The organism is Pseudomonas sp. 2hn (genome assembly GCF_019646095.1).
Classification (GTDB): domain Bacteria; phylum Pseudomonadota; class Gammaproteobacteria; order Pseudomonadales; family Pseudomonadaceae; genus Aquipseudomonas; species Aquipseudomonas peradeniyensis.
On record NZ_CP081016.1, the window covers coordinates 3,049,818 to 3,062,174 of the forward strand.

The window sequence follows — 12,357 nt, forward strand, 5'->3', positions numbered from 1 at the left end:
GAGAGCAACATGTCGAAACAAACCTGCAACCACGCCAACCACACCGGTCGCTCCGCGCACCGCGTGCTGGCCGTTGCCGGTCGTAACGCCGTTGCCAGCTTTTATTTTGGGTATTGGTTTAGCCACTAGGCGCCGATGACCCATCCGGCGCCCACCTTCGAGGGGCCGCCGAACATGAGAATACTCAAACCCCCGGTCGGCTCCCCGACCGGGGGTTTTGCTTTTCCGGACCTACGAAACATACCGATTACCTTGAGGACAGCGACATGAACTACACCACCTATTACCGCACCTTCGCATGGCGATTTAGCCAGTTCCGTTCGGGCCAGCCTGCCGCCTCCGTTCGGTCGATTCCCGGTGGCAATGCCGCACAGACACCCCATTTGACGATCAGTCGAACACCTCGATAGGGCCGACGACGCGGGCCAGAACCCGCCGTCCGCCCAGGGAAAAAACGCCATGCAAGCCTCGAACCTCGCCCTGCCCCTGACTCAGCCGCACGCTGCCAACACCACCGTCAGCCAGCGCCTGCCCAGCCCGCACCTGCTCAAGCAGCAGATGCCGCTGTCCAACGAACTCACCCAGCAAGTCCATGCTCACCGCCAGGCGATCCGCGCCATCCTCGAAGGCCGCGACGAACGTCTGCTGGTGGTGGTCGGCCCGTGCTCGATCCATGACCCGCGCTCGGCCCTCGAATACGCCGACCGCCTGGCCGCGCTCAGCCGCGAAGTCGACGACAAGCTGCTGCTGGTGATGCGCGCCTACGTGGAAAAACCACGCACCACCGTGGGCTGGAAAGGCCTGACCTACGATCCGCACCTCGATGGCAGCGACGACATGCACGCCGGCATCGCCCTGTCTCGCGGCCTGATGCTGGGCATGCTCGAACGCGGCCTGCCGATCGCCACCGAGCTGCTGCAGCCGATGGCCGCCGGCTACTTCGACGACCTGCTGGGCTGGGCCGCCATCGGCGCGCGCACCACCGAGTCGCAGATCCACCGCGAGATGGTCAGCGGCCTGGAACTGCCGGTCGGCTTCAAGAACGGCACCGACGGCGGTATCGGCATCGCCTGCGACGCCATGCGCAGCGCCGCCCACCCACACCGCCACTTCGGCATGGACGCCCAGGGCCACCCGGCGATCATCGAGACCCTGGGCAACCCCGATACTCACCTGGTGCTGCGTGGCGGGCACAAGGGGCCGAACTACGACGCCCAGAGCGTCGCCCTGGCCCGCCAGGGGCTGGCCAAGGCAGGTCTGGCGCCACGGATCATGGTCGACTGCAGCCACGCCAACAGCGGCAAGGACCCGGCTCGCCAGCCGGCGGTGTTCGAGGACGTGCTGGCCCAGCGCCTGGCCGGCGACCGTTCGCTGGTCGGGGTGATGCTCGAAGGGCACCTGTTCGATGGCTGCCAGGCCCTGGGCAAGGGCGCGCTGAAGTACGGCGTGTCGATCACCGACGGCTGCCTGGGCTGGGAGGCGACCGAGGCCCTGCTGCGCGAAGCCGCCGCTCGCCTGTAGGCCTCTATGGCAAGCCTTGCGAGACACGGCACGAACAAGTGCGCTAGGCTTGCCTTTTCGACCTCCAAGGAACAGTACCCATGGCCCGAGCCACCGCCCGTCACATCCTGGTTTCCAGCGAAGAGAAGTGCAACGAACTCAAAGCACAGATCGAAGCCGGCGCCGACTTCGCCGAAGTCGCCAAGGCCAACTCCACCTGCCCGTCCAGCCGCCAGGGCGGTGACCTGGGCTCGTTCGGCCCGGGCCAGATGGTTCGCGAGTTCGACACCGTGGTCTTCAGCGCGCCGCTGAATGTCGTCCAGGGCCCGGTCAAGACCCAGTTCGGCTATCACCTGCTGGAAGTGACCAGTCGTCAGGACTAAGTCATCGCAGGCGATGATGTCCCCTGTGGGAGCGGGTTTACCCGCGAATGCGCCCGCACATGCAACATCGTTGCCTGAGCTGACGCATTCGCGGGTAAACCCGCTCCCACAGGTGCTGTGTGGCATGATCCTGTGTTGCTCGCTCTCGTTAGCCCACGCCGCCCCCACCCACGCCCTCACCGTCTACGCCGAAGCCCCGCGCTACCCCGCGAATTTCGACCACTTCGACTACGTCAACCCCGACGCCCCCAAGGGCGGCAGCCTGCGCCGCTCGGCCATCGAGATCGGCAACTTCGACCATATCCTGCCCTACATCGACAAAGGCATCGGCGTCAGCCAGGTCGATGGCTGGCTGTACGCACCGCTGGCCGTGCGCTCGCTCGATGAGCCCTACACCGTCTATGGCCTGATCGCCCAGCGCATGGAGCGTGGCCCCGACGATGCCTGGCTGCGCTTCTACCTCGACCCGCGCGCCACCTTCGCCGACGGCAAGCCGGTACGGGCCGAAGACGTACGCTTCAGCTACGAGCGGCTGATGAACCAGGGCAGCCTCAAGTTTCGCACCCAGTTCGCCGATGTCGCCGCGGTCACGGTCGAAGGCCCTCGCCAGGTGCGCTTCGACTTCAAGCAACCCCATGGCCGTACCCTGCCCCTGGAGCTTGCCGGCCTACCGGTGCTGCCCGAGCACGACTGGCAGCAACGCGACTTCGCCAACGGCGCCGGCTTCGACAAGCCGGTCGGTAGCGGCCCTTACCGCATCGGCAGGATCGACAACGGCCGCAGCATTACCTTCGTGCGCGATGCGAGCTGGTGGGCGCGGGATCTGCCGGCCGTCCGCGGGCTGTACAACTTCGCCCGCATCGGCGTCGAATTCTTCGGCGACACCGAGGTGGCCCGCCAGGTACTCAAGGGCGGAGGCTACGATTACAACCGCGAGTACTCCGCTACCGCCTACACCCTCGGCTACAACGGTGCCCCGCTGGATGACGGGCGCCTGCAGCGCGCCCACCTCGCCCCGGCCAAACCGCAGATCGCCCAGGGCTTCGTGTTCAACCTGGACCAGCCGCAATTCAAGGACCGCCGTGTGCGCCAGGCCCTGGGCATGCTCTGGGACTTCGAGTGGAGCAACCGGCAGATGATGCGCAATATGTACATCCGCCAGCAGAGCCTCTACTCCAACACACCTCTGGCCGCCCGCGCCCTGCCCGACGCCGAGGAGCTCAAGCTGCTCGAGCCGCTGCGCGGCCAGGTACCGGACGAAGTGTTCAGCCGGGTTTTCAGCGCGCCGGTCACCGACGGCTCCGGCATCATCCGCCAGCAGCAACTGCAGGCGCTGGCGTTGCTGCAGGACGCCGGCTGGCATCCCCAGGGTGATCGGCTGGTCAACGCCCAGGGCCAGCCGCTGAGCTTCACCTTCCTCAATGGCCAGTCGGGCCTGGAACGCCTGCTGCTGCCGTGGAAGCGCAACCTCGCACAGATCGGCGTCGAGCTGAACATCCGCAACGTCGACTCAGCCCAGTACGTCAACCGCGTGATGGCCCGCGACTACGACATGATCGTCACCGGCTACCCGGTAACCCTGTCGCCGGGCAGCGAGCAGTACAACTATTTCGGCTCCGCCGCAGCCAACGACCCGGGCTCGAACAACCTGATGGTGCTCAAGGACCCGGCGGTGGACCGCCTGCTCGAGGGCCTGGTGCGCGCCACCAGCCAGGCCGACATGCTGCGCCACGCCCGCGCCCTGGACCGGGTGCTGCAATGGAATTACTACTGGATTCCCAACTACTACCCGCCGGGCAGCTCGACGGTGTGGTGGAACCGCTTCGGCCTGCCCAAGGTACAGCCGGCCTATGACGAAGGCCTGGACACCTGGTGGGAAGTCAGCCCCCGGGCGCTGACCAACACGCAGATGGCCGAGCGCCTGCGGAGCGCGCCATGACCACCTACATCCTGCGCCGCCTGCTGCTGATCATCCCCACCTTGCTGGCCATCCTGCTGGTGAACTTCGCCATCGTCCAGGCCGCGCCCGGCGGGCCGGTGGAGCAGGCCGTGGCGCGCCTGCAGGGCATCGGCGGCGGCGCGCCGGGCGCCCGCGTCGAGGCGGTACAGGGCGAATCGCGCGCGACCCGCGGCCTGGACCCGAAGCTGATCGAGGAGATCAAGCGCCAGTACGGTTTCGACAAGTCCGCGCCCGAACGGTTGTGGCTGATGCTCGGCCAGTATGCACGGCTGGACTTCGGCCAGAGCTTCTTTCGCGGCGCCACGGTCACCGAGCTGATCGTGCAGAAGCTGCCGGTAACCCTGTCGCTGGGCTTCTGGGCCACGCTGATCACCTACCTGGTGTCGATCCCGCTGGGCATCCGCAAGGCGGTACGCCATGGCAGCCGTTTCGACGCCTGGACCAGCGCGCTGATCGTGATCGGCTATGCCCTGCCCTCGTTCCTGTTCGCCCTGCTGCTGATCGTGCTGTTCGCCGGCGGCACCTCGCTCAACTGGTTCCCGGTTCGCGGCCTGGTCTCGGAAGACTTCGACCAGCTCAGTCTGCTGGGCAAGGTCGCCGACTACTTCTGGCACCTGGTGCTGCCGGTTGGCGCGCTGGTGATCGGCGGCTTCGCCACCCTCACGCTGCTGACCAAGAACGCCTTCCTCGATGAGATCGCCCGCCAGTACGTGGTCACGGCCCGGGCCAAGGGCCTGAGCGAGCGCCGGGTGCTCTACGGCCATGTGCTGCGCAACGCCATGCTGCTGGTGGTGGCCGGCCTGCCCCAGGCGCTGATCACGGTGTTCTTCGCCGGTTCCCTGCTGATCGAGGTGATCTTCTCCCTCGACGGCCTCGGGCGCATGAGCTACGAGGCGGCGGTGTCGCGGGACTACCCGGTGGTGTTCGGCACGTTGTTCATCTTCACCCTGGCCGGGCTGCTGATCCGCCTGCTGGGCGACCTGTGCTACACGGTGCTCGACCCGCGCATCGACTTCGACGCGAGGGGCCGCTGATGTTCTCGCCCATCGCTCGGCGGCGCCTGCTGCGTTTTCGCGACAACCGCCGCGGCTGGATCTCACTGTGGCTGTTCGCTGGATTGTTGCTGCTAAGCCTGGGCGCGGAGCTGGTGGCCAATGACAAGCCCTTGCTGCTGGGCTACCAGGGCGAGCTGTACACGCCGGCGCTCAAGCGCTACACCGAGCAGCAGTTCGGCGGGCAGCTGCCGTTCCAGCCCGACTACCGCAGCCAGTACGTGCGCCAGTTGATCGAGGGCCAGGAGGGATGGATGCTGTTCGCGCCGATCCCGTTCAGCGCCGATACCCCCAACTACGACCTGCAGGTCCCCACCCCCAGCCCGCCCAGCGCGAGCAACTGGCTGGGCACCGACGACCAGGGCCGCGACGTGCTGGCACGAGTGTTGTACGGCGCGCGTGTCTCGCTGCTGTTCGCCTTCGCCCTGACCCTGCTCAGCGTGCTGATCGGCGTCACGGCCGGTGCTCTGCAGGGCTACCACGGCGGCTGGGTGGATTTGCTCGGCCAGCGATTGCTGGAGGTGTGGTCGGGCTTGCCGGTGCTGTACCTCTTGATCATCCTGTCGGGGTTCGTCGAGCCGGACTTCTGGTGGCTGCTGGGGATCATGGCGCTGTTCTCCTGGCTGACCCTGGTCGATGTGGTGCGCGCCGAATTCCTCCGAGGGCGCAACCTGGAGTACGTCAAGGCGGCCCGGGCCCTGGGGCTTTCGGACACCCAGGTGATGCTGCGGCATATCCTGCCCAACGCCCTGAACGCGACCCTGACCTATGTACCGTTCATGCTCACCGGGGCGATCACTACCCTCACCGCGCTGGATTTTCTCGGCTTCGGCATGCCCGCCGGCAGCGCCTCGCTGGGCGAGCTGGTGACCCAGGGCAAGCAACACCTCGAGGCGCCGTGGCTGGGCTTTACCGCGTTCTTTGCCCTGGCGTTGATCCTGTCGTTGCTGGTATTCATCGGCGATGCGCTGCGCGAGGCGTTTGATCCCCGCATGTAGGAGCGGCCTTGCGCCGCGAAAGGGACGCAAAGCGGCCCCAGCGATCTGGAGGCAGGCAAGAATAGCCGGGGCCGCTGTGCGGCCCTTTCGCGGCGCAAGGCCGCTCCTACATGTTCGGCATACATTTCGACTATGGGTATCCCTTCCATGCACGACAACCTCAAGGACTACCCCCAGGTCCGCCAACTGGCCATCCGCTCGCTGTTCGAGATCATCGAGCAATCCAGCGAAGGCACGGTGATCGTCGACCGCCAGGCGCGCATCGTCTGGATGAACGAGCGCTATGCCCGGCGTTTCGGCCTGCAGGATGCCGCCAGCGCCATTGGCCAGCCCTGCGAGACGGTGATCCCCGGCAGCCTGATGCGCGAGGTGGTGAGCAACGGCAAGCCGATCCTGCTGGACATGCTCGATACGCCGAACGAGCCGCTGGTGGTGATGCGCCTGCCGATCCATGACGACCAGGGCGCGCTGATCGGTGCCATCGGCTTCGCCCTGTTCGACGAACTGCGCAGCCTGTCGCCATTGCTCAAGCGCTACGCCAGCATGCAGCAGGAACTGGCCTCGACCCGCTCCCAGTTGCGCGCCCGCCAGGCCCGCTACAGCTTCGCCCAGTTCGTCGGCAGCAGCCCCGCCTGCCTCGAGGCCAAGCGCCGCGCCCGCCGCGGCGCGACCAGCGACTCGCCGGTGCTGCTGCTCGGCGAGACCGGCACCGGCAAGGAACTGCTGGCCCACGCCATCCACGCCGCCTCGGCGCGGGCGCACAAGGCGTTCGTCAGCATCAACAGCGCGGCAATCCCCGAGGCATTGCTTGAGGCCGAGTTCTTCGGCACCGCCCCCGGCGCCTTCACCGGCGCCGACCGCAAGGGCCGCAGCGGCAAGCTGCAACTGGCCGAAGGTGGCACCTTGTTCCTCGACGAGATCGGCGACATGCCCCTGGCCCTGCAGAGCAAGCTGTTGCGCGTGCTGCAGGAGAAGGAATACGAGCCGGTGGGCAGCAACCAGATGCTGCGCAGCGATGTGCGGGTCATCGCCGCCACCTCCATCGACCTGCAGGCGGCCATGGCCCGGGGGGCGTTCCGCGCCGACCTGTACTACCGGCTGAATGTGCTGCCGGTGCAAGTGCCGCCGCTGCGTGAACGCCTGGAGGACTTGCCGGCGCTGTGCGAGGCGATCCTTGCCGAGTTGGGCAGCCAATATGAGCTAGAGGCTGATGCCCAGGCGCTGTTGGGGCGGCATGCCTGGCCCGGGAATATCCGGGAGCTGCGTAACGTGCTGGAACGGGCGACCCTGCTGGCGGACCAGCCACGACTGGGCGTGCATGATCTGATGAACGCGCTGGGACCGTTGAGCCCGGTGGCCGAGACGGCACCGCAGTTGGGGTACCGGGAGGCCTGTGCGCAGTTTGAACGCGGGCTGATTGTGCAGGCCTTGGCACGCAGTGGCGGGAATGTGCCGGAGGCGGCAAAGGCATTGGGATTGGGGCGCTCGACGCTGTACAAGAAAATGGTGGCGCTGGGTATTTTGTCTCAATAAAGAGATTTACGTTTCAAAATAGAGACTATGGCGAGGGCTGCGCCCTCGATCGCGGGGCAAGCCCGCTCCTACAGGGATCGGTGATACTCGCAAATACACCGCCTCCTGTAGGAGCGGGCTTGTCCCGCGATGGTCTTCAGCCAATGTGCATCTCTAAACAGAGACAATAAATTCAGAAAATTGATATTTATTCAATAAAATCAATTAGTTAACTATATGGCACGATTCCCGCTATCTCCCCGGCAACCATAAAAACAACACCCTGGAGATCCCCCCCGATGACCGTGCTCATCGCCCTCGCTGCCCTGGCCCTGCTGATGCTCGCCGCCTACCGCGGCTACAGCGTGATCCTCTTCGCCCCCATCGCCGCCCTCGGCGCCGTGCTGCTCACCGACCCCGCCGCCGTGGCCCCGGCCTTCACCGGGGTGTTCATGGAGAAAATGGTCGGGTTCATCAAGCTGTACTTCCCGGTATTCCTGCTCGGCGCCGTGTTCGGCAAACTGATCGAGCTGTCGGGATTCTCGCGCTCGATCGTCGCCGCCGCCATCCGCCTGCTCGGCACCCGCCAGGCCATGCTGGTGATCGTGCTGGTCTGCGCCTTGCTCACCTACGGCGGCGTGTCGCTGTTCGTGGTGGTGTTCGCGGTGTACCCGTTCGCCGCCGAGATGTTCCGCCAGAGCGACATCCCCAAGCGGCTGATCCCGGCAACCATCGCCCTGGGCGCGTTCTCCTTCACCATGGACGCCCTGCCCGGCACCCCGCAGATCCAGAACATCATTCCCAGCACCTTCTTCAACACCACCGCCTGGGCCGCGCCCTGGCTGGGGCTGATCGGCACGCTGTTCGTGTTCTGCGCCGGCATGCTCTACCTGCAACGCCAGCGCAACAAGGCCCAGCGCAAGGGCGAAGGCTACGGCAGCAACCTGCGCAACGAGCCGGAAACCGCCGACGATATCAATCTGCCCAACCCGTGGCTGGCCCTGGCGCCGCTGCTGCTGGTGGGGGTGATGAACCTGCTGTTCACCCACTGGATTCCGCAGTGGTACGGGGCCAGCCACACCCTGCAGCTGCCGGGCATGGCCACGCCAGTGCAGAGCGACGTGGCCAAGCTCACGGCGATCTGGGCGGTGCAGGCGGCCCTGCTGGTGGGCATCCTGATGGTACTGGTGTGCGCCTTCGGCACCATCCGCCAGCGCCTGGCCGAAGGCACCAAGAGCGCCGTGAGCGGTGCCCTGCTGGCGGCGATGAACACTGCCTCGGAATACGGTTTCGGTGCGGTGATCGCCTCGCTGCCGGGCTTCCTGGTCCTGGCCGACGCCCTGCGCGGCATCCCCAACCCGCTGGTCAACGAGGCCATCACCGTCACCCTGCTGGCCGGCATCACCGGCTCCGCCTCCGGCGGCATGAGCATCGCCCTGGCGGCCATGAGCGACAGCTTCATCGCCGCCGCCAACGCGGCGAACATCCCGCTGGAGGTACTGCATCGGGTCGCCGCCATGGCCAGTGGCGGCATGGACACCCTGCCACACAACGGCGCGGTGATCACCCTGCTGGCGGTGACCGGGCTGACCCACCGCGAGGCCTACAAGGACATCTTCGGTATTACCCTGATCAAGACCCTGGCCGTGTTCGTGGTCATCGCCACGTTCTACGCCACCGGCATCGTATGAAGGAGAACGGCATGACGCTCAAAGGCAAGACCGCACTGGTCACCGGTTCCACCAGCGGCATCGGCTTAGGAGTAGCCCAGGTGCTGGCCGAGGCCGGCGCGAATATCCTGCTCAACGGCTTTGGCGACCCGGCGGCCGCCATTGCCGAGATCAGGCAGCACGGGGTCAAGGTGGCCCACCACCCCGCCGACCTGTCCGACGTGGCGCAGATCGAGCAGATGTTCGCCCTGGCCGAGCGCGAGTTCGGCGCGGTCGATATCCTGGTCAACAACGCCGGCATCCAGCACGTGGCGCCGATCGAGCAGTTTCCGGTGGAGGCTTGGGACAAGATCATCGCGCTGAACCTGTCAGCGGTGTTCCACGGTAGCCGCCTGGTCCTGCCGGGCATGCGCGCGCGGGGCTGGGGGCGGATCGTCAACATCGCCTCGGTGCACGGCCTGGTGGGCTCCACCGGCAAGGCCGCGTACGTGGCCGCCAAGCACGGCGTGGTCGGCCTGACCAAGGTCATCGGCCTGGAGACCGCCACCAGCAACGTCACCTGCAACGCCATCTGCCCGGGCTGGGTGCTGACCCCGCTGGTGCAGAAGCAGATCGACGACCGCGCCGCCCATGGGGGCGATGCGCAGCAGGCACAGCACGACCTGCTGGCCGAGAAGCAGCCCTCGCTGGCCTTCGTCACGCCCCGGCACCTCGGCGAGCTGGTGTTGTTCCTGTGCAGCGAGGCCGGCAGCCAGGTGCGTGGCGCCGCCTGGAATGTCGATGGCGGCTGGCTGGCTCAGTAAGCGGCTAGAATGATGGTCGGGGTAGCGCATTCTCTTTGTGTAGGAGCGGCCTTGTGCCGCGAAAGGGCCGCAACGCGGCCCCGGCGATTGGTGATGTGACATCATTGGCTGGGGCTGCGATGCAGCCCTTTCGCGGCACAAGGCCGCTCCTACAGGGGGTGCGAGGCGGGTGGATCAGCAATCACCGAGGGTCCCGGCATGAACGACGTACTTTGGCGCCCCTCCACCACCCGCATCGAAGCGAGCCGGATGGAAGCCTTCCGCCGCCGAGTCAACCGGCGCTTCAACCTCCAGCTCGACAGCTACGCCGCCCTGCACCGCTGGAGCATCGAGCAGCGCCCGCAGTTCTGGCAGGCCCTGGCCGAGTACTTCCATGTGCGCTGGCACACACCACCGGCCAGCGTCCTCGAGGAAGGCAAGCACATGACCGACGCCCGCTGGTTCCGCGGCGCCACCCTGAATGTCGCCGAGCATCTGCTGCAACGCCGCGACGACCGCCCGGCCGTGGTGGCGGTGCGCGAGGACGGCAGCCGCCACAGCCTCACCCACAACCAGCTGGCCGCCCAGGTCGCCGGGCTGCAACAGGCCTTCAGGCAAGCCGGCATCCAGCCGGGCGACCGTATCGCCGCGGTGATGCCCAACACCTGGGAAACATTGGTTGCCATGCTCGCCGCCACCAGCCTTGGTGCGGTCTGGTCGAGCTGTTCGCCGGAGTTCGGCACCCACGGCATCATCGACCGTTTCGGGCAGATCGCGCCCAGGCTGCTGGTGGCCTGCGCCGGTTACCAGTACGCCGGCAAGGTCATTGACCAGGTGGAAAAGATCAACCAGGTCGTGGCCCAGCTCCCCAGTGTCGAGCTGTTGCTGGTAGTGCCCCATACTCGGCCGCAGACCCGCGCCGATGAGTTCAGCGGCAAGCGCACTGCGCTGTGGGCCAAGTACTTCACGCCGGGTGGCGCGCTGGGCTTTACCGCCCTGCCCTTCGACCACCCGCTCTACATCCTCTACTCCAGCGGCACCACCGGCATGCCCAAGTGCATCGTCCACCGTGCCGGCGGCGTGCTGCTGCAACACCTGAAGGAACACGGCCTGCACAATGACCTCAAGGCCGACGACGTGCTGTTCTACTACACCACCTGCGGCTGGATGATGTGGAACTGGCTGGTCAGCGGCCTGGCGGTCGGCGCCACCCTGGTGCTGTACGACGGCTCGCCGTTCCACCCGGGCCCCGAGCGCCTGCTCGATCTGATCGACGCCGAAGGGATCAACGCCTTCGGCACCAGCGCCAAGTACCTCGCCGCGCTGGAGCAGGCCGGTGTCGAACCGGCCAAGTCCCACCGCCTCGACAGCCTGCGGCTGATCCTCTCCACCGGCTCGCCCCTGTCACCACACAGCTACGACTATGTCTACGCCAAGGTGAAGGCCGACGTCTGTCTGGCATCCATGTCCGGTGGCACCGATATCGTTGCCTGCTTCGTGCTCGGCAACCCGCTGCTGCCGGTGCGCCGGGGCGAAATCGCCGGCAAGGGCCTGGGCATGGCGGTGGAGGTGTGGAACGAACAGCGGCAGCCGATCACTGGCGAGAAAGGCGAGCTGGTCTGTGTCCGGCCCTTCCCTTCGATGCCTCTGGGCTTCTGGGGCGACGACGACGGCAGGCGCTACCATGACGCGTATTTCAGCCAGTTCGAGGGGGTCTGGTGCCAGGGCGACTATGCCGAGCAGATCCCGGGGGGTGGCCTGGTGATCCACGGCCGTTCCGATGCCGTGCTCAACCCCGGCGGCGTGCGCATCGGCACCGCGGAGATCTACCGACAGGTGGAAAAGGTCGATGAGGTGCTGGAGAGCGTGGCCATCGGCCAGGACTGGCACGGCGACGTGCGCGTGGTGCTGTTCGTGCGCCTGCACGACGATCTGCAACTGGATGATGCCCTGCGCCAGCGCATCCGCCGGGTTATCCGCCAGTACACCACGCCGCGCCATGTGCCGGCGGTGATCGCCCAGGTCGACGATATCCCGCGCACACTCAGCGGCAAGCTGGTGGAGCTGGCGATCCGCAACGTGGTGCATGGCCTGCCGGTGAAAAACACCGATGCCCTGGCCAACCCCGAGGCGCTGGAACAGTTCCGCGACCGGCCGGAGTTACGCTGATGGTGACATCAGGCATAATGTCGACCTTTTGCCCCGAAGCACAGGTAAGCCCATGAAAGCCCAAGCCCGCCATATCCTGGTCAAGACCGCTGACGAAGCCGAAAAGCTCAAGCAGCGCATCGCCAACGGCGAGGCCTTCGACGTGCTGGCGAAGAAGTTCTCCACCTGCCCATCCGGCAAGCGCGGCGGAGACCTGGGCGAAGTGCGCCCGGGCCAGCTGGTAGGCGCCATCGACCAGGTAATCTTCAAAAAGCCCCTGCGCGTGGTGCATGGGCCGATCAAGAGCAAGTTTGGCTATCACCTGGTGCAGACCTTCTACCGCGACTGACCC

General features: G+C 66.4%; 10 protein-coding genes. All 10 read left to right on the forward strand.

Features of this window, described 5'->3' with window-relative positions:
- Positions 1 to 459: 459 nt before the first annotated feature.
- The 10 genes from K2O50_RS13680 to K2O50_RS13725 all read left to right on the forward strand — a co-directional run bounded on the left by K2O50_RS13680 (position 460) and on the right by K2O50_RS13725 (position 12,354).
- Complete coding sequence (locus K2O50_RS13680) at positions 460 to 1,521, forward strand: 3-deoxy-7-phosphoheptulonate synthase (RefSeq protein WP_050705724.1); 1,062 nt, start codon at positions 460 to 462, stop codon at positions 1,519 to 1,521.
- Between the two features lie 80 nt (positions 1,522 to 1,601).
- The gene (locus K2O50_RS13685; RefSeq protein ID WP_023380733.1) at positions 1,602 to 1,883 is read left to right on the forward strand and encodes a peptidylprolyl isomerase; all 282 of its coding nucleotides are present in this window, start codon (positions 1,602 to 1,604) and stop codon (positions 1,881 to 1,883) included.
- 16 nt (positions 1,884 to 1,899) lie between these two features.
- The gene (locus K2O50_RS13690; RefSeq protein WP_052896501.1) at positions 1,900 to 3,822 is read left to right on the forward strand and encodes an extracellular solute-binding protein; all 1,923 of its coding nucleotides are present in this window, start codon (positions 1,900 to 1,902) and stop codon (positions 3,820 to 3,822) included.
- Positions 3,819 to 4,877 (forward strand): microcin C ABC transporter permease YejB, encoded by a 1,059-nt coding sequence (locus tag K2O50_RS13695; protein ID WP_050705722.1) that lies wholly within the window; start codon positions 3,819 to 3,821, stop codon positions 4,875 to 4,877. The genes K2O50_RS13690 and K2O50_RS13695 overlap by 4 nt, the downstream gene beginning before the upstream one ends.
- On the forward strand, positions 4,877 to 5,893 hold the full coding sequence (locus K2O50_RS13700; protein ID WP_050705721.1) for an ABC transporter permease: 1,017 nt from the start codon (positions 4,877 to 4,879) through the stop codon (positions 5,891 to 5,893). Before K2O50_RS13695 ends, K2O50_RS13700 begins: the two co-directional genes overlap by 1 nt.
- A gap of 147 nt (positions 5,894 to 6,040) precedes the next feature.
- Positions 6,041 to 7,426 (forward strand): sigma-54-dependent Fis family transcriptional regulator, encoded by a 1,386-nt coding sequence (locus K2O50_RS13705; RefSeq protein ID WP_050705720.1) that lies wholly within the window; start codon positions 6,041 to 6,043, stop codon positions 7,424 to 7,426.
- Positions 7,427 to 7,704: 278 nt separating this feature from the next.
- Complete coding sequence (locus K2O50_RS13710) at positions 7,705 to 9,096, forward strand: GntP family permease (RefSeq protein WP_050705719.1); 1,392 nt, start codon at positions 7,705 to 7,707, stop codon at positions 9,094 to 9,096.
- Positions 9,097 to 9,107: 11 nt separating this feature from the next.
- On the forward strand, positions 9,108 to 9,878 hold the full coding sequence (hbdH, locus tag K2O50_RS13715; RefSeq protein ID WP_050705718.1) for a 3-hydroxybutyrate dehydrogenase: 771 nt from the start codon (positions 9,108 to 9,110) through the stop codon (positions 9,876 to 9,878).
- A 198-nt stretch (positions 9,879 to 10,076) separates the two neighbouring features.
- On the forward strand, positions 10,077 to 12,026 hold the full coding sequence (locus tag K2O50_RS13720) for an acetoacetate--CoA ligase (protein WP_050705717.1): 1,950 nt from the start codon (positions 10,077 to 10,079) through the stop codon (positions 12,024 to 12,026).
- A gap of 52 nt (positions 12,027 to 12,078) precedes the next feature.
- Positions 12,079 to 12,354 (forward strand): peptidylprolyl isomerase, encoded by a 276-nt coding sequence (locus K2O50_RS13725; RefSeq protein ID WP_008095636.1) that lies wholly within the window; start codon positions 12,079 to 12,081, stop codon positions 12,352 to 12,354.
- Positions 12,355 to 12,357 lie beyond the last annotated feature (3 nt).